The organism is Telluria sp. RT2P19, from assembly GCF_059685725.1.
Genome location: NZ_JCASIL010000012.1, coordinates 114,765 through 131,396, shown reverse-complemented (window position 1 = coordinate 131,396; position 16,632 = coordinate 114,765). Strand labels below are relative to the sequence as shown.

Below are 16,632 nucleotides of genomic sequence, written 5' to 3'. Positions count from 1 at the left end.
TCACCGATGCAATGTGGCTGTGCATGCCTGGGCTGAACGCGTGGGCGGGATACCCGCCCACCCTACGGTACCGGCTAGCTGAACGCCATCACGCGCGCCGGCAATCACCTCACAGTAGTGGCTAAGTGAACTCCATTTGAACGCCAGTGGCGTGGACGGCTCTGCCGTCCACGCGTTCAACTCACCGATGCAATGTGGCTGAGCATGCCCGGGCTCAACGCGTGGGCGGGATACCCGCCCACCCCACGGTACCGGCTAACTGAACGCCATCTCGTGCGCCGGCAATTACCTCACAGTAGTGGCTAACTGGACCCCATTTGAACGCCAGTGGGGTGGACGGCTCTGCCGTCCACGCGTTCAACTCACCGATGCGATGTGGCTGTGCATGCCTGGGCTGAACGCGTGGGCGGGATACCCGCCCACCCCACGGTGGCAATTACAACACGTTGAACAGCGACAGCCCCGACATGGTCTTGAACGACATCTGCGCCGCCTGCAGCGTCATCTGCTGCTGCGAAAAGTCCGAGATCGCCTTGACCATGTCCAATCCCTGCAGGTCATCGAGCGTGGTGGCGTGCTGGATCATCAGGTCGTCGCCGGCGCTGTCCAGGTAGTCAAGCTCCTTCATGTGCGCGCCGACCGAGGCCTGCACGGTCAGCACGTTGTCGTGCGCCGATTTCAGGTTGTCCATCGCGGTGTTGAGCTGGTTGCTCAGCGCGGCCTTGCCCGCCGGGGTGTCGGCCGGCGCGCGCAGTGCCGAGATCAGGTCGGTCACCGTGGTGAACACCGACTGCTTCTCGCTCGGGGCGACGGTGAAGGTGTCGCCGTCGGCCGGTTCGCCCTTGATATCGAACGCCATGCCGCCGAACGAGATCTGCGTACCCTCCTTGTAAGGCTGGTCGGTGCTCACCACGGTCGGCGGCACGGTGCTGGTATCGTTGACGCCATAGGTCGCGACTGCCGGCACGCTGTCCGATACCGTGAAGCTCACCTCATACTTGGCGCCCGTCAGCGCCGCACGGTTGACGACCGAGCCGCTCGAGATCACGCCGGTGCCCTGGTTGGTACCGGCGGCCTGGGTCTGGAATACGCCGTTCCCGGTCGGATTCGCCTCGAACACGGCGCTGCCCGATGCCGACAGCGGCATCTTGCGCGATTCGCCCACCTGCAACTGGCGCACGCCCTGGTCGCCCTGGTAGCGGGCGCCCTCGGGGGTCCGCGCGAACGGCTCGGTGGTCGTCATATAGCCCGAGAACAGGTAGCCGCCCGCGCCGTCGGTGGTATTGGCCACCCCCAGCAGGTCGGCCAGGCGGCCTTCGAGTTCGACCGCCAGCGCCTCGCGGTCGCTGGGCAGCATCGCGCTGCTACCAGCCTGCACCGTTCGCTGCTGCATGTCGAGCAGCAGGTTGCTGGCGTTGTTCAGCGACGACTCCACCTGCGACAGCGACGACTTGGCGCTGCCGCGGTTGGTGCCGAACTGGGCCGCCATATCGAGCGCCTGGCTCACCTCGAGCGCGCGCGCCGAAGCCACCGGGTCGTCGGACGGCGTCAGCACGCGGCGGTTGGTCGACAACTGCATCTGGGTGCGCGCGAGCGCGCTTTGCAGGTTGTTGAGCTGGTTGGTCGTGGTGTTGTAGAAGTTCTGGGTGCTGAGTCGCATGGATTACTTTCGCAAAAGCCTGGCGTTAGCGGCTGATCGACAGCAGGGTGTCGAAGATCGTGTTTGCAATCTGCATGACCTTGCTGGCCGCCTGGTAGGCCTGCTGGTACTTGATCAAATTGGTGGCTTCCTCATCCAGGTTGACGCCGGCCACGTCGGCGTGCGCACCCTGCGCCTGCGCCAGCAAGGCATTGCCGGCCTGGGCATTGATCTGCACTTCGCGCGTCTTGTTGCCGACCTGGCTCACCATCTGCGCGTACGACGACTGCAGCGTGGCGGAACCGTTCTTGAAGATGTTCTTGGTCTGCAGCTCGCCGAGCGCCGCGATATTGCGGGTATCGCCCACGCCGCTGGTGTTGGAAGCGATCTCGAACTTGTCGCCATTGCCGGGCGCGCCGGTCAGGGTCACGCTGATGCCGCTGAACTTGTAGGTCGAGCCGTTCTCGAACTGGACGGCGTTCGCCGCCACGTCGCGCCACTCGCCGCTGCTATTGGTCACCCTCACCGTGGCGCCCGCCGGAAAGCCGCCCAGGGCGCCGGTCTCCTTGTCGAACACGAGGGTCACCGGCAATGCGGGCGACGCATTCAGGAAACCGCCGTCGACCTTGCTGTCGACGATCTTGCCGGTGCCGGTATTGGCCAGCGGCGTGGTGGTGACGATCGGCGCGGCCGCCGCGATTTGCGACACGTCGTTGGCAAGCACCTTGAAGTCGGCGGCGCCGTTGATGGTCGGGCGCACCAGGAAGGAGTCGCCGGTGCGCGTGTTGTTGGAGAAGGTGAACTCCACGCCGTCCAGGTTCAGGGTCGCGCTGCCGTCCGCGGCGACCGGCACCGGGGTGCGCTGGTTGTCGGTCAGGCGGGTCACCTGGTACTGGGTGCCGTCGAACCTGACCTCGTAGTCGCTGTCCATCAGCTGGCCGGGATTGGTGACCCGCGCTTTCAGCTCGGCCGCCGGATTGTCCTCGGTGCCCTTGGCGTTGTTGGCGCTGGCGCCGACATAGGCCGGCGCCTCGTTGAAGAAAGCCTTGCCCGGTTTGCCGTTCTGGTCCAGGCCCAGCTCGTGCTGGCGGTTGAACTCGAAGGCCATGCCGATCGCGATCTTGCCCAGGGCGCTCTGGGCGACGTCGAGCGACCCCGAACGGAACTCCAGTACACCGCCGAGCTTGCCGCCACCCAGGGAAGTGTCGGACAGGATGGACACCTTCGAACCCACCTGATAGCCGACTTCCAGCCGGTTCTGGTCGGTCGGCGACGTCACGGTCGCCAGCTGGAACGACTCCTGGCCAACGACCAGGGGCTGGCCGTTACCGATCGATACCGTCAGGCTGTCGTTATCGCCCGGCATGACATTGGCCTTGACGTACTTGTTCAGTTCGAGCACCAGCTGGTCGCGCTGGTCCAGCAGGTCGTTCGGCGGACGCTGCGGGGTCGACGCATAGTTGCTGATCTGCTCGTTGAGCTTGGCGATCTGCTTGGCGTAGGTATTGATGGCGGTAACGCTGGTCTGGATCTCGGAATTGACGCCGCTGCGGATCTCGCCCATGCGCGCATCCAGGTCTTGCAGGCGGGTTGCCAGCGACTCGGCGCTCGACAGCATGGCCTGGCGCGACGGCACCGAGGCGCGATTCGCCGCCATGTCCTGCACGCCCTTGAAGAAACCCTGCATCGCCGGCGACAGGCCCGACGTGGTGTCCGCCAGCAGGTTGTCGATCTGCTTGATCTGGGAAAAATACGACTCCAGGCCGCTGGTGCTGGCCTGGGCGTTGCGCACCTGGGTGCCCAGGAAATCATCGCTGTAGCGCTTGATCTGCGCGATCTGCGTGCCGGTCCCCATGAAACCCACGCTCGTGTCGAGCGCGGCCGTCGTGGCCTGCACCACGACCTGGCGGCTATAGCCGGTCACATTGGCATTGGTGATGTTGTGGCCGGTCGTGGACAGGGCGGCCTGGGCCGCATAAAGGCCTGTCTTGCCAATGGCGAGTAGGTTACCGGACATGATTTTTCTCTCTTAACTATGCCATTTACGACAAATTTTGGGAAAACTTGACGAATAAGTCTTCAGGACGCTCATGCCAGGGACTGCTTGATCAGACGGGTCAGCTTGGCCGCGTAGTTCGGATCGGTCGCATAGCCGGCGCGCTGCAAGCCCTTGGCGAACGATTCGGCGTCGCCGCCATTGGCGATGACTTTTTCGTAACGCGGATTGTTGGCGATCAGTTTTGCGTAGTCGCGGAACGAATCGGCGGGCGTGTCGTAGGCGCGGAATTTCTCCACGCGCGTTTGCGGCTTGCCGTTCACGTACTCGGTGGTCACGGCGGTGGCGACCTTGCCCTTCCAGCTGGCCCCGGCCTTGATGCCGAACAGGTTGTTGCTGCTGGTGCCGTCGGCGTTCTTGATCATGCGCTTGCCCCAGCCGGTCTCGAGCGCGGCCTGCCCCAGCATGAACTTGGCCGGCACGCCGGTGGTCTGCTCGGCCGCGTGGGCGTGTTCGTGCAGCTTTTCCTGGAAGGCGCGCACGTGCGGCGCCTGGGTGCGGCCGTTCTCGAGCGTGGCCGGCAGCGGCGGCGCCTTGCCGGTCGCCTCCTGGCCGGCCATGGCGGCGTTCTTGTACATCGCGGCGGCGTTCATCGCCGTCGGCAGGCCCTTCATGCCGGCCGCGCCCGGCGCCGCGCTGGAACCTGCGCCGTCGGCGCCGATCGCCAGCGCCTGCTGGCCCATTTGCTGCGAGTTCAGCTGTCGCACCAGCGCATCGGCCAGGCCGACGCCGCGCTTGGCCAGGTTCTGGCTGGTCTGCTGGTCGAGCATGGTGGTGAAGGTCTTGGTCTGCTGGTTGTCCATCAGCCCTTCCTGCGGCGTCGCGTCGCGCATGCTCTTCATCATCATATTGATGAACATCGCCTCGAACTGGGTCGCCGCTTCCTTGAGGGCGGCCGGCGAGCCATCCTTCGCGCTCTGCCGCAAGCCGTTGAGGCTATTGGTGTCGAGCGCGAGCTTGGCGGTCTGGTCGGCGGACATTTTCGAGGTGATCATGGCGCGATAAGCAATCAGATGATTTCGAGTTCGGCGCGCAGCGAACCGGCGGCCTTCAGCGCCTGCAGGATGGCCAGCAGGTCTTGCGGGGTGGCGCCGATCGAGTTCATCGCCTTCACCACCTCGGCCAGCGATGCGCCGCCCTTCACGTTGAGCACCTGGCCCGGTTCCTTCTTGATCTCGACGCTCGGGTTCTGGGTGACGACGGTCGCGCCCAGGGTGCCCGGGTTCGGCTGGCTCACCTGCGTGTCGCTGCCGATCGTGATCGACAGGTTGCCGTGCGAGATCGCGCAGTCGTCCAGCATCACGGCCTGGTTCATCACCACCGAGCCGGTGCGGGCGTTCATGATCACCTTGGCCGAGGCCAGCGGCTGCCTGACGTCGATCTGTTCCAGCTGGCCCAGGAAGGCCACTCGCTGGTCGCTCGACGAGGGGGTGCGCACGCGCACCACGCGGCCGTCCAGGGCGGTCGCCACGCCAGGACCGAACTGGTCGTTGACTGCCTCCACGACGCGCGCGGCGGTGGCGAAGTCGGTCTCTTTCAGCTCCAGGCGGATCTGGTTGTTCTCGCCCAGGTTCGAGGCGACCGCGCGCTCGACGGTCGCGCCGCCCGAAATGCGGCCCACCGACAGGTGGTTGACCTGCACTTGCGCGCCGCCGCCCGGGGCTTGCGCACCGACGCCGCCGACCACCAGGTTACCCTGGGCCATCGCGTACACCTGGCCGTCGGCGCCATGCAGCGGCGCCATCAGCAGCGTGCCGCCGCGCAGGCTCTTGGCGTTACCGATCGACGACACGGTGATGTCCAGGGTCTGGCCCGGCTGGGCGAACGCCGGCAGCGAGGTGGTGACCATCACCGCCGCCACGTTCTTCAGTTGCAGCTGGACGCCCGGCGGCAGGTTGACGCCCTTCTGCTGCAGCATCGCCTTGATCGACTGCACGGTGAACGGGGTCTGCGTGGTCTGGTCGCCCGTACCGTCCAGGCCCACGACGATGCCGTAGCCGGACAACTGGTTCTGGCGCACGCCGGCGATGGTCGCCAGGTCCTTCAGGCGCTCGGCCTGGGCCATCGGAGCCACGGTCAAGCCCGCGCCGGCAAAGGCGGCGGCCAGCAGCATGAAGGAGGTGATTTTACGCATGGAATTCTCTAGCAATCAGAACGGCAGCATCGACAGGAAGAAACGCGACAGCATCGAGGTCACCTCGGCGCGGTCGAGACGGCTGTTGGTGCGGTATTCGACCCGCGCATCGGCGATCAGCGCCGACGAGACCGTGTTGCCGGCCTGGATGGTGTCCGGGCTGACCATGCCCGAGAAGCGGATGAATTCGGTGCCCTTGTTCATCGCGACCTGCTTTTCGCCCGCCACGATCAGGTTGCCGTTCGGCAGCACTTCGGTGACGGTCACGCCGATGGTGCCGGTGAAGTTGTTCGAGGCACTCTGGTTGTCGCCATCGGCAAACTTGGTGCCCGACTCGAGATCGACGCCCGCGCCGATGGTGCCGGCCAGCAGGCCGGGTGCCTTGAAGCTGGCGCTGCCGGTCTTGTTGCCCGAGCTGGCGCCGGCCTTGGTGGCCGAGGTGCGCTCGCTGATATTGACGGTCAAGAGGTCCCCGATATGGCGTGCACGGCGGTCTTCGAACATCGGGCGGTAGCTGTTGACGTTGAAGATGGCGCCGTTGGTGGCCGGCGCGGTCTCGACCAGCATCGGGCGGGCGCTGGTCGGGCCCTGCACGATGGTGGTCGGGGCGGTGTTGCAACCGGCGAGCAGCACCACCGCTGCCAGGAAGGACAAGGACAGAGTTTTCATGAGGACTGGATTAGAGCTGCGACAGTTTCTGGAGCATCTGGTCGGACGTCGTGATGGCCTTGCTGTTGATCTCGTAGGCGCGCTGGGTCTGGATCATGGCGACCATTTCTTCGACCACATTGACGTTCGACGATTCGACGTAACCCTGCATCAGGTTGCCAGCGCCATTGGTGCCGGGCACGTTCAGGTTCGGCGCGCCGGAAGCGGTGGTTTCCATGTACAGGTTCTCGCCGCGCGACTCGAGGCCGGCGGGATTGATGAAGGTCGCCAGTTGCAGGGCGCCGATCTGGGTCATCCCGGTCTCGCCGGCGATCTTGACCGACACGGTGCCGTCGCGGCCGACGCTGATCGACTCGGCGTTCACCGGCACGGTGATGGCCGGCTGGACCACGAAGCCGCTCGACGTGACGAGCTGGCCGTTCTGGTCTTTCTGGAAGGAGCCGTCGCGGGTATAGGCCTGGGTGCCGTCCGGCATCATGACCGGGAAGTAGCCGGGACCGTTGACCATGACGTCCTTGTCATTGCCGGTCAGCTGGGGGTTGCCCTGGGTGTGGATGCGCTCGGTGGCGACGGTGCGCACGCCGGTACCGATCTGCAGGCCGGATGGCAGGTTGGTCTGTTGCGACGACTGGGCGCCGGGCTGGCGCACGTTCTGGTACAGCAGGTCCTCGAACACGGCGCGCGACTTCTTGAAGCCGTTGGTGCTGACGTTGGCGAGGTTGTTCGAGATGACGTCCAGGTTGGTCTGCTGGGCTTCCAGACCGGTCTTGGCGATGTACAGCGAACGAATCATGGCATTCTCCTATTGGTGGCAGGCGAACACCGCCACGCACCATAGAATTATGCCGGGGCAACTATCAATTCAAAGCGAGGATCTGGGTCGCTTTTGCGGCGTTATTCTCGGCGTTCTTCAGCAAGCTCATTTGCATGTCGAACGACCTTGCCAGGGAGATCATGTCGACCATGCAATCGACCGGATTGACGTTGCTGCCCTCGAGCGCGCCGCCGGCCACCCGTACATTGGGGTCGGGCTGGGCGGTGCCGCCGTCCTTCAGGCGGAACAGGCCGTCGTCGCCGCGCACCAGGTCGGCGTCTGGCGGATTGACCAGCTTCAGGCGGCCCAGCACGGCCGGGGCGGCCGGCGAATCCACGTTGGAGATGGTCGAGATGGTGCCGTCGCCGCCGACCGTCACGGTGGCGTCGGGCGGGAGCGTGATCGGACCGCCCTCGCCGGCGATGGTCTGGCCCGACGCGGTCTGCAGCACGCCGTTCGGGCTCATCTGCAGCGAACCGTTGCGGGTGTACGCCTCGGATCCATCCGGCATCTGCACCGCCAGCCAGCCCTGCCCTTTCACCGCCACGTCCAGGTCGCGGCCCGTCACCTGCAGCGCGCCCGACGAAAAGTCGTTGCCGGCGGTCGCGTCGACCACGAAGGCGCGGGTCGCCAGGCCAGGGCCCTGCACCGGCGCTGCGCGAAATACGTCCATCTGGGCCCGGAAGCCCGTGGTACTGACGTTGGCCAGGTTGTTCGAGGTCGTGGCCTGCTGCTCGAGGATGTGCTTGGCGCCGGAGGCGGCGGTGTAGATCAGGCGGTCCATGGTGTGGTCCTTATCGTGCAACGCTGACGTCGCGGGTATTCATCGCTGACCTCGACCCGCATCCCCGCGACGGCGGGGATCCGGGGTGGGTCATGCAGTATCGGGATTAACGCAGGTTCACCAGCGTCTGCAACACCGAATCCTGCGTCTTGATGGTCTGCGCATTGGCCTGGTAGACGCGCTGCGCGGTGATCATGTTGACCAGCTCCGCGGTCAGGTCGACGCTCGAGGACTCGGTCGCGCCCGATTGCAGTACGCCCAGGCCGCTGGTACCTGCGGTGCCGATCAGCGGCAGGCCCGAATTGGCCGATTCGGCCCAGGCGTTATTGCCCAATGGCTCCAGCCCGTTCGGATTCACGAAATTGGCCAGCACGACCTGTCCCAGGGCCTTGGTCTGGCCATTGCTGTACTGGCCGATGATGGTGCCGTCGGCGCCGGTGGTGAAGCGCTGCAGCGCGCCAGGCTTGTAGCCGTCCTGCTCGAGCCGTTTCTCGCTGGTGGCGGTGCCGTACTGGGTGGTGCCGGCAAAGTTGATCTGGACCGGAAGGATCGGTTCGGCGCCGGTCAAGGGCACGACCGGGATCTTGATGTCGAATTTGCCGCCATCCGTGCTCGTGGCCAGGTTCAGTGCGCCGCTGGTGTCGAATTTCAGGGTGCCGAAGGACTTGGGCTCCATCTTGAGCGCCTTGGCGATGGCGGCATCGATCTGCAGCGGGGTGGCGCCCGGTATCTGGGCGGCGGCGGCGGCGGTGGCCCGGACTTCGGCCAGGTTCTCGGTGCTGGCCCGGTCGCCGGCCTTGGTCGCCACCGCGTTGGCGGCGGCGGTGGCATAGGCGCCCGCCGCGATGGTCACGTTGTCCGGCACTTGCGGCACCACCGCGCTGGCGGCCGTCCAGGCGGCGCGCGCGGTGACGGCGGCCGGGTCGTCCTGCGACGCGCCGACCGCGTCCAGTGCGCCGATCTCGGTGCCGTCCTTGGCGATGTAGACGTTCCAGACGCCGGACTCGGACGGCGACTTGACGTAATAGGTCGACAGGGTGTGCGGATTGCCGAGCGTGTCGTACACGCTCATGGGCACCTGCTTGTTATAGGTGCGCGGATCGGCCGGATCGAATTCGGGAACGGTCGGCGGCTGGCTGCGCGAATCGAGCTGCAGTTCGATCTCGACCTTCGACGTCACTTTCGGCGGCTGGTCGGCGGTGTCGATCTGCAGCGGCACCGGCGACCCGGCCGACAGCTGACCGTTCGCGCCCAGGCCGTAGCCGGTCAGCTTGGCCCCCTGGGCGTTGACGATGAAGCCCTGCTTGTCGAGCGAAAACTGGCCATTGCGGGAATACTGGGTCACGCCGCCCTGCTCCATGCGGAAGAATCCGGAACCGTTGATGGCGATGTCGAGCGGATTGCCCGAGGCTTCGATATTGCCCTGGTTGAACTGCTGGGCGATGGCCGCGACCTTCACGCCGATGCCGGGCGTGATGCCGCCGGCGCCGTTGAGCGCATTGGCATAGACGTCGGCGAACTGCGCGGTCGAGCCCTTGAAGCCGACGGTGCTGGCGTTGGCGATGTTGTTGCCGATGACATCAAGCGATTTGGCGGCGCCGTTCAAGCCGCTCAGGCCTTGTTGGAAAGACATGGTGATGCTCCTGATGAGATAAAAAGGTAAGCGGCTCGGCTTACATGACTTGCTTGATGTCGGCCAGGGTCACGGCCCCTTTGCCGGGCAGGTTGAGCTTGACGCCATCCTTGCCACCGGTGGTGACGCTGGCGACGCTGTCGAAGGCCAGCGCCTTTGCGTCCTTGAGCGGTTCGCCGCCGCGCGAGGCGACCACGCGGAACGAATACGCGCCGTCCGGCAGCACGACCGGCTTGCCGTTGGCGTCGAGCTTGTTCGGGTCGGGCACGCCGTCCCAGGCGATCGGGATGATCCCCGCTTCCTGTGCGCCCAGTTCCATCGAGGCCACGTCCTTGCCGGTCTTGGCGTCGACGATGACGACCTGCACCTTGTCGGCCGGGGTTTCCAGCTCCACGCCCAGGATCGCCTGGCTCTTGTGCAGGAGGATGCCGTCGCCCTCGACCAGCACGCCGGCGCCGATCAGCTGGGTCGCCTGCAGCGACTCGGTCGACTGGTAGCTGGCCTTGAGCGATTCCAGGGTCGTGTTGAGCTTGTTCACGCCGGTCACGGTCTGCAGCTGGGCCAGCTGGCTGGTCATCTGCGCGTTGTCCATCGGATTCAAGGGATCCTGGTTCTGCAGCTGGGTCACGAGCAGGGTCATGAACTTGTCGGTATCGGCCTGGACGCTATCGGTCGCGGCCTTCGCCTTGGCGTTCATCGCCGTTTGCAGGTCGGAAATATTCGCGGCAGGGTTCTGGGTGCTGATCGGGCTGGTCATGGTAGGTAGGAGGCTTATTGGCCGATGGTCAGGGTCTTGAGCAGCATGGTCTTGGCTGCGTTCATGGTCTCGACATTGGTCTGGTAGGAGCGCGAGGCCGACAGCATGTTCACCATCTCGTCGACCACGTTCACGTTGGGCATCGACACATAGCCCTTGTCGTCGGCCATCGGATGCTTGGGATCGTAGACCTGCTTGAGCGGCGACGGGTCTTCGACCACTTCGCGCACCCGCACGCCGGTGGCGCCCGAGGCGGTCGGCACCGACTCGAACACGACCGCCTTGGCGCGGTAGGCTTCGCCGGTCGGCGAAGTGGCGCTGTCGGCATTGGCCAGGTTGCTGGCGGTGGTGTTCAGGCGCTGGGCCTGGGCGCTCATCGCCGAGCCCGACACATTGAAGATATTGAATAGCGACATAGGGAATCAGTCCTGTTACTGGCCCTGCAGGGCCGACATCAGGCCCTTGAGCTGGCTGTTGATCATCATGATCCCGGCTTCGTAGCGCAAGGCGTTGTCGGCGAACTGGTTGCGCTCGACGTCCATGTCGACCGTATTGCCGTCGACGCTGCCCTGCACCACCCCGCGGTACTGCACCGGGGTGCCGTTGGCCAGGGTGTCGCCGGTAGCGGCGCCGCGCCCCATGTGATTGTTATTGGTGGTGTTCATGGCGCCGCCATTCTTGCCGCCCGCCATCGCGTTCTGCAGGGCGCTGGCGAAGTCGATATCGCGCGCCTTGTAGTTGGGCGTGTCGGCGTTGGCGATATTCGACGCCAGCAGTTCCTGGCGCTGCGAGCGCAGGGACAGTGCGGTTTCATTGAAACGCAGGTAGTTGTCGAGATTGCCGATCATGCTGCCTCCGGGGTGGGCTTGTTGGGACAGAAGCGATGATACGGACCAGGTGTGCAAGCCAATCGACGGATAAGGAGGTAAAAGTCCCCCGCTATTCAATGTTTCACCATGGAATCATTCGACCTAAGATGGCAGCATTCCCGAATCCTTCCCACTGGAATTCCATGAAACAGCAACTCGTCGCTTTTTCGCTGCTTGCCTTATTCGTCGGCGGCGCGCAGGCGCAGCAGGCCCCAGCCGGCGCCGGCCGCCAGAAGCCCGAGGCCGTGCGCTCTGTCGCCGAGCAATTCCTCAAGACGCAGAGCGGCGGCCTGCCGGGCCAGGTAACGGTCAAGGTCGGCGCCGTCGACCCGCGCCTGAGCCTGCCGGCCTGCCCGGCGCCGGAAGCCTTCCTGCAACCGGGCGCCCGCCCCTGGGGCAAGACCACGGTGGGCGTGCGCTGCAACGCGCCGGCCTGGTCCCTGTACCTGCAGGCGCAGGTGAGCGTGGTCGCCGATTACGTCGCCGCGGCGGTGCCGCTGGCCCAGGGCCAGCCGGTCCAGCCGGGCCAGCTGGTGCTGGTGAAGGCCGATATCGCCGCCATGCCGAATGGCATCATTACCGATATGGCGCAGGCGATCGGCCGCACCCCGACCATGTCGCTGCCGGCCGGCACGGCGCTGCGCGCCGATACGCTGCGCAGCCAGCAGGTGATCAAGCAGGGCCAGGCGGTAAGGCTGGTATCGCGCGGTTCGAACTTCTCGGTATCGAGCGAGGCGAAGGCGATCAACAACGCCAGCGACGGCCAGGTGGTGCAGGTGCGAACCCAATCCGGCACCGTCGTCAGCGGCCTGGCGCGCAACGGCGGACTGGTGGAAATCGCGCTTTAAGTAATGCACTGGAGTAATTGTGGATTTTGCCGCATCGATTTCGTGATGGATCGCTAAAGTTTGTAAAGGCGCCGCCGTTACATCAAGCAGATCCCGGAGCTTGTCGCTTCGAACCGAGAAGGATGATGCTGTGAAAATCAACGATACCACCAAGGGCGCCCAGGGTCTTCAACCCACGACCACGCAGGCCAATACGGCGCGTGGCGCGGACAAGGCCGCAACGACCGCGCCGACGACCCAGGCGCAGACCGACAGCGTACGGCTGTCCTCGCAGGGCCAGGCCATGGTCAATGCGGTGGGCGGCGGCGCGCAGGTGTTCGACGCGAAGAAGGTCGAACGCATCAAGATGGCCATCGCCGATGGCCAGTTCCAAGTCAACTCCGAGAAAGTGGCGGACGGCTTGCTAGAAACCGTACGCGACTTGCTCCATTCGAGACAACGCTAAACCATGACGCCCAGCCCGACCCAGACCATCGCCGCCGAACACCAGCACCTCGACGCCCTTGTTGCGTTGATGAAACAGGAACAGCAATCCCTGGTCACGCTCGACACCGATGAGCTGTCCAGCCTGACCACGCAAAAGAATGCGCTGCTGGCCAAGCTGTCGGGCTTGTCGCAACAGCGCTACGCGGCGTTGAAGGCCACCGGATGCGAAGGATCGGAAGCGGGCATGGCGCCCTGGCTGGCCGCCAGCAACGACGGCGAAGGCCGGGCACAGTGGGAACGCATGCTGCATGTGGCCCGCGAAGCAAAAGAACTCAATCGCGTCAATGGCATGCTGATCAGCAAGCAACTGGCGCACAACCAGGGCGTGCTCAACGCCCTGCGCACCCCGACCAATGCGCCGACCGGCGCGATCTATGGCGCCAGCGGCCAGACCATGGGGCTGGGCGCCTCCAAGCGGTACGTTGTGGGATAACTGGCCGACATCGGCACCGCCGCGGCGGTCGTTGGCCGCAAGACCGTCTGGCGCGGTAGCGGTGCCGTCAGCGATCAATAATAAGCATTCCGCATGGCAACATAACAGAGCATAATACCGGAACATCCGCGTCGCCCCTCTATCGCGCCTTGCGCACAGGCCTGTTCCACATGCTCGCCACCCAGCAGATTTTCCTGATCGCCTCGCTGCTCTGCTTCCTCGTGTTCCTGGCCCTGCTGGCGGCGGGATCCGAGAATGTGCGGGGCATGCGCGCGATGCTGGCGTCCGCCCTGCTGGGCCTGGCCGGCAACCTGCTGTACGCCTTCGGACGCGAATTGCCGCCGCTGCTGGCCTATGAGGTGGCCAATATGGCCTATGCCGGCGCCGGCGCGGCGCTGGCGGCCGGCTACCGCCAGCTTGCCGGGCTGCCGGCCCGCCTGAAATCGCTGGCGCTGCTGGTCGGCGCGGCCGGCCTGGCCATCGCCCTCTTCCATTACCGCTTCGACTCGTTCTTCGCACGCAGCGCCATAGCCTCGCTGTTCCAGGCGGCCATCTGCATCGACATCGCGCGCAGCGTGCTGGTGCGCCGCGACGGCGCCCCGGCCCGGCCGCACGCCGGCGCAGCGGCGCGGCAGGCCACGCCGGTGCTGAACAAGGTGCAGCGCTTCGTACTGCTGATGTGCGGCCTGGTCGTGGCGGGCCACACCGTGCGCGTGGCCTGGCTGCTGCTGGCCGTCGACCCGCCCGCCTCGCTGCTGCAGCCGGGCAGCGCGAGCCTGGCGATCCTGACCGCCGCCGCGCTGGCGCTCCCGGCCCTGACCCTGGGCGGCCTGCTCACCATGCACCGCTACCTCGTGCGCCAGGCCGAGTACATCGCCAACCACGACCACCTGACCGGCGCCTGGTCGCGCAAGGCCTTCTTCGAGATCGCCGAACGCGAACTGGCGCGCAGCCGCCGCAACGGCCAGCCGCTGGCCCTGATGCTGATCGACCTCGACCATTTCAAACAGATCAACGACAGCGGCGGCCACGAGGCGGGCGACGTCGCCCTGCAACTGGTGGCCGAACGCGCCCGCGCCTCGCTGCGCGCGGCCGACTGCGTCGCGCGCCTTGGCGGCGACGAATTCGCGGTGCTTCTGCCCGAAACGGCGCTGGCCCACGCCTGCACGGTCGGCGCAAAGCTGCAGGCCGAACTGCGCACCTTGCCCCCCGGCCTGCAGCGCCATGCCGGGCAATCCCACCTTACCCTGAGCATCGGCGTGACGGTGACCCAGGACGACGAGCCGTTCAAGATCACCCTGGCGCGCGCGGACGCCGCGCTGTATGCCGCCAAGTCGGCCGGGCGCGACAAGGTGATCGCGCTGGCGCCGCAGTTGCAGGCGGTGCAAGCGCGGCAGGCGATGTAAGCGCCGGTTCATTGGCTGTGGGCCGCAATCCACGCGCGCAGCGCCCACACGACGTTTCTCAGCGCAGCACGAGCGATGCAATGCATGGAATGACAGCGATCTCGCGATTGCATGGATAGTTCAATGGCTCGTTACGGTATCGACGAGAGATCCAAAGGGCTTGCGGTCAAACCAGCCGAGACATTTGACGAGAATATGCGTTTTAGATGCGTGGCCTAGCCAGCCCCGCATCGTTGTTGAATCATGGGCGAAGCTTGCGGTTTTCGCGTCGTCCATGCGAAAGATAATGTAAGGCAGGGTCAACACCGGCAGCGGCTACGTCCGGATTTGCAAGCAAATAAAGGGCTGGGTCGAATGAAAGATCCTCAGTCCATCGCGTGCGCCCTGGAGCGGTAGCTTCGATGAATTTCTTGGGCACTAAATTGCCTGCCATTTGATTTGGAACTTGTTCGCCAGTGACAATATTGGTGAGGGTCCGGAATGCGATACTTCCATACATGGGATCAGACATCATCGGGGTGTAATAGGCGCAGTCATCAAAGAAGTAGTGAGTCACCTGTGACCAGCGCGTGCGATCGGGATCGAGCTGTTTCATTCCCCCATGCATGAGGTTCGCAGCCCAAATAAGGGCCTGTCCTTTCTTGGCGTAGAAATATTCGGGAGTGGCGCCGTGCGCATCAACAAGGTCGCGCCACATCGCTTCGTAGATTGCCTGGGTCGGCGTGCCTTCAAGTTCGGCAATGCATCGCCCAATGTGCTCATTTGTATAGATTGGCCACCGATGGCTACCCGGAAAATACATCAATGGCCCATTCTTCTCATCGATGTCTTCCAGCGCCACCCACACGCCGCACATGAAGCGCTCAGGGCTTGAGCTGAAGTGAATCGAATCAGTATGGAAATGCTGCTGGGTTCCAACAGGAAAATTCAACGTTTGGAAGGGCCATGCCTGGCGTCCATAAAGCCGGGTCAGCAAATCAATGATGTGCTGATTACATGCTATACGTCGTACCTCTTCATTAAATTTCCACGCATCTTGGACGCGCAGGCTGATTCCCTGTGCATAGCCGTTCGCACGCCACCCCTCAAAGTCGTAATGTTCACGTAGATCGGTCTTGATCAATTCTGCCATGTCCATAACGCCCGCTTCGGGAAAGTCAATAACCGCGTAGCCCTTTGTGAAAAGTTCCAGAGCGACTCGAAGCGTTTCTGCATCAGTGCTCTCTTCAGAAAATATGCGCGAGAAAAACGGAGATTCGACATGCGGGACGCCTGGCAGCGAGTTCATGAAGTTTGTTGCCATTAGGGAATTAGTCTCAAGGTTGTTCAAGAATTAGTTGAAATCCAACTAATTATTTGAATAAAATTATGCAGGATGGGTACGTTAGAGTAAGTACTTGGGTGAATTATTTCCACAGTCCAATTCTATCCGCAACCAAAATAAAAGTGTCAATCTGCCGCATCTGTTCGTGATTCTTCGCCGCGCTCAGTTGAACGGGAATTCCTACGCAGTCGCGGCATTCACTCCGATTGGAATGGCATGGCGAAGCCCCAGATGAACATTTTGGCACTGTACAAGGGAGATCATCATGGACGACAACAAACCGAAGGACGAGCAGCAAGCTGATACCGGCCTGCGCCAGGGCAGCGCTGATTCGTATGCAGGCTTCGTGGCGGACGACGCTGCCGGTGATTCGAGCATCGGTTCCGGCGACAGCCAATCTGGCATCCAGAGCAATTTCGCCAAGGCTTCGCCCGAAAGCAATGTCGGCCCGGCCGGCGCGGCGCAGAGCAGCCATGGCAATGCGTCGGCCCCGATTCCTGGCGGCGTGCTGGGCAAGTCGGAGAGTGAACAGGATGGCGAAACGGCGATCGGCGGCGCGGCGATTGGCGGCGCGCCGGGCACCCACCTCGACCGCGCGGCCCAAGATTACGTAGGGCGTGTGAGCGACGACAAGATCAGCGAACGGCTTGCCGATGGCGCGGAAAGCTCGGGGACGCCGGGCGACGGGCCGCGGTAGGGTTGACGGCCTGGTCAGGTTGACAGGCCCGCCAACAGACGTTGATCCTGTCAGCAGCGCCAGCACGTCGTTTCCGCAAAGGC

General features: G+C 64.3%; 17 protein-coding genes. 5 read left to right on the top strand and 12 right to left on the bottom strand.

Features of this window, described 5'->3' with window-relative positions; translation table 11 throughout:
• Positions 1-436 precede the first annotated feature (436 nt).
• From flgL to flgB, 11 genes are all read right to left on the bottom strand, one after another.
• On the bottom strand, positions 437-1,660 hold the full coding sequence (gene flgL, locus AC56KW_RS16075; RefSeq protein ID WP_497171681.1) for a flagellar hook-associated protein FlgL: 1,224 nt from the start codon (positions 1,658-1,660) through the stop codon (positions 437-439).
• A gap of 25 nt (positions 1,661-1,685) precedes the next feature.
• On the bottom strand, positions 1,686-3,656 hold the full coding sequence (gene flgK / locus AC56KW_RS16070; protein ID WP_497171680.1) for a flagellar hook-associated protein FlgK: 1,971 nt from the start codon (positions 3,654-3,656) through the stop codon (positions 1,686-1,688).
• A 71-nt stretch (positions 3,657-3,727) separates the two neighbouring features.
• Positions 3,728-4,690: a flagellar assembly peptidoglycan hydrolase FlgJ gene (gene flgJ, locus AC56KW_RS16065; protein ID WP_497171679.1), complete on the bottom strand. Its 963-nt coding sequence runs from the start codon at positions 4,688-4,690 to the stop codon at positions 3,728-3,730.
• A 14-nt stretch (positions 4,691-4,704) separates the two neighbouring features.
• A complete protein-coding gene (locus AC56KW_RS16060) occupies positions 4,705-5,829 on the bottom strand; it encodes a flagellar basal body P-ring protein FlgI (RefSeq protein WP_497171678.1) in 1,125 nt (374 codons plus the stop codon).
• A gap of 15 nt (positions 5,830-5,844) precedes the next feature.
• Positions 5,845-6,498 (bottom strand): flagellar basal body L-ring protein FlgH, encoded by a 654-nt coding sequence (locus AC56KW_RS16055; RefSeq protein WP_497171677.1) that lies wholly within the window; start codon positions 6,496-6,498, stop codon positions 5,845-5,847.
• A 10-nt stretch (positions 6,499-6,508) separates the two neighbouring features.
• Positions 6,509-7,291: a flagellar basal-body rod protein FlgG gene (flgG, locus tag AC56KW_RS16050; protein WP_497171676.1), complete on the bottom strand. Its 783-nt coding sequence runs from the start codon at positions 7,289-7,291 to the stop codon at positions 6,509-6,511.
• 64 nt (positions 7,292-7,355) lie between these two features.
• Entirely contained in the window at positions 7,356-8,096 is a 741-nt protein-coding gene (flgF, locus tag AC56KW_RS16045; RefSeq protein WP_497171675.1) for a flagellar basal-body rod protein FlgF, read from the bottom strand.
• Between the two features lie 106 nt (positions 8,097-8,202).
• A complete protein-coding gene (locus AC56KW_RS16040; protein WP_497171674.1) occupies positions 8,203-9,729 on the bottom strand; it encodes a flagellar hook protein FlgE in 1,527 nt (508 codons plus the stop codon).
• A gap of 40 nt (positions 9,730-9,769) precedes the next feature.
• Positions 9,770-10,486: a flagellar hook assembly protein FlgD gene (locus tag AC56KW_RS16035; RefSeq protein ID WP_497171673.1), complete on the bottom strand. Its 717-nt coding sequence runs from the start codon at positions 10,484-10,486 to the stop codon at positions 9,770-9,772.
• Between the two features lie 14 nt (positions 10,487-10,500).
• On the bottom strand, positions 10,501-10,902 hold the full coding sequence (flgC, locus tag AC56KW_RS16030) for a flagellar basal body rod protein FlgC (protein WP_071361650.1): 402 nt from the start codon (positions 10,900-10,902) through the stop codon (positions 10,501-10,503).
• 15 nt (positions 10,903-10,917) lie between these two features.
• Positions 10,918-11,334, bottom strand: a complete 417-nt coding sequence (gene flgB, locus AC56KW_RS16025) for a flagellar basal body rod protein FlgB (protein ID WP_497171672.1) — start codon at positions 11,332-11,334, stop codon at positions 10,918-10,920.
• A 164-nt stretch (positions 11,335-11,498) separates the two neighbouring features.
• Here flgB and flgA point away from each other — a divergent pair, with 164 nt between their 5' ends.
• The 4 genes from flgA (at position 11,499) to AC56KW_RS16005 (ending at position 14,528) form a co-directional block, all read left to right on the top strand.
• Entirely contained in the window at positions 11,499-12,203 is a 705-nt protein-coding gene (gene flgA / locus AC56KW_RS16020) for a flagellar basal body P-ring formation chaperone FlgA (RefSeq protein ID WP_497171671.1), read from the top strand.
• A gap of 130 nt (positions 12,204-12,333) precedes the next feature.
• A complete protein-coding gene (gene flgM, locus AC56KW_RS16015) occupies positions 12,334-12,648 on the top strand; it encodes a flagellar biosynthesis anti-sigma factor FlgM (protein WP_497171670.1) in 315 nt (104 codons plus the stop codon).
• Positions 12,649-12,651: 3 nt separating this feature from the next.
• Positions 12,652-13,122: a flagella synthesis protein FlgN gene (locus tag AC56KW_RS16010; protein WP_497171669.1), complete on the top strand. Its 471-nt coding sequence runs from the start codon at positions 12,652-12,654 to the stop codon at positions 13,120-13,122.
• A gap of 170 nt (positions 13,123-13,292) precedes the next feature.
• Positions 13,293-14,528: a GGDEF domain-containing protein gene (locus tag AC56KW_RS16005; protein WP_497171668.1), complete on the top strand. Its 1,236-nt coding sequence runs from the start codon at positions 13,293-13,295 to the stop codon at positions 14,526-14,528.
• Positions 14,529-14,769: 241 nt separating this feature from the next.
• Here AC56KW_RS16005 and AC56KW_RS16000 read toward each other — a convergent pair whose 3' ends face one another.
• Positions 14,770-15,816, bottom strand: coding sequence for a phytanoyl-CoA dioxygenase family protein (locus AC56KW_RS16000; RefSeq protein ID WP_497171667.1), 1,047 nt, complete (start codon positions 15,814-15,816; stop codon positions 14,770-14,772).
• 301 nt (positions 15,817-16,117) lie between these two features.
• Here AC56KW_RS16000 and AC56KW_RS15995 point away from each other — a divergent pair, with 301 nt between their 5' ends.
• Positions 16,118-16,549, top strand: a complete 432-nt coding sequence (locus AC56KW_RS15995) for a hypothetical protein (RefSeq protein ID WP_497171666.1) — start codon at positions 16,118-16,120, stop codon at positions 16,547-16,549.
• Positions 16,550-16,632: the final 83 nt, after the last annotated feature.

Bases quoted from the DNA above. Each gene is read 5' to 3' on its own strand.
- flgK (WP_497171680.1), bottom strand. From the start codon at position 3,656: ATGTCCGGTAACCTACTCGCCATTGGCAAGACAGGCCTTTATGCGGCC.
- AC56KW_RS16060 (WP_497171678.1), bottom strand. From the start codon at position 5,829: ATGCGTAAAATCACCTCCTTCATGCTGCTGGCCGCCGCCTTTGCCGGC.
- flgC (WP_071361650.1), bottom strand. From the start codon at position 10,902: ATGTCGCTATTCAATATCTTCAATGTGTCGGGCTCGGCGATGAGCGCC.
- AC56KW_RS16055 (WP_497171677.1), bottom strand. From the start codon at position 6,498: ATGAAAACTCTGTCCTTGTCCTTCCTGGCAGCGGTGGTGCTGCTCGCC.
- flgG (WP_497171676.1), bottom strand. From the start codon at position 7,291: ATGATTCGTTCGCTGTACATCGCCAAGACCGGTCTGGAAGCCCAGCAG.
- flgB (WP_497171672.1), bottom strand. From the start codon at position 11,334: ATGATCGGCAATCTCGACAACTACCTGCGTTTCAATGAAACCGCACTG.
- AC56KW_RS16000 (WP_497171667.1), bottom strand. From the start codon at position 15,816: ATGAACTCGCTGCCAGGCGTCCCGCATGTCGAATCTCCGTTTTTCTCG.
- AC56KW_RS16005 (WP_497171668.1), top strand. From the start codon at position 13,293: ATGCTCGCCACCCAGCAGATTTTCCTGATCGCCTCGCTGCTCTGCTTC.
- AC56KW_RS16035 (WP_497171673.1), bottom strand. From the start codon at position 10,486: ATGACCAGCCCGATCAGCACCCAGAACCCTGCCGCGAATATTTCCGAC.
- AC56KW_RS15995 (WP_497171666.1), top strand. From the start codon at position 16,118: ATGGACGACAACAAACCGAAGGACGAGCAGCAAGCTGATACCGGCCTG.
- AC56KW_RS16010 (WP_497171669.1), top strand. From the start codon at position 12,652: ATGACGCCCAGCCCGACCCAGACCATCGCCGCCGAACACCAGCACCTC.
- AC56KW_RS16040 (WP_497171674.1), bottom strand. From the start codon at position 9,729: ATGTCTTTCCAACAAGGCCTGAGCGGCTTGAACGGCGCCGCCAAATCG.
- flgA (WP_497171671.1), top strand. From the start codon at position 11,499: ATGAAACAGCAACTCGTCGCTTTTTCGCTGCTTGCCTTATTCGTCGGC.
- flgJ (WP_497171679.1), bottom strand. From the start codon at position 4,690: ATGATCACCTCGAAAATGTCCGCCGACCAGACCGCCAAGCTCGCGCTC.
- flgL (WP_497171681.1), bottom strand. From the start codon at position 1,660: ATGCGACTCAGCACCCAGAACTTCTACAACACCACGACCAACCAGCTC.
- flgF (WP_497171675.1), bottom strand. From the start codon at position 8,096: ATGGACCGCCTGATCTACACCGCCGCCTCCGGCGCCAAGCACATCCTC.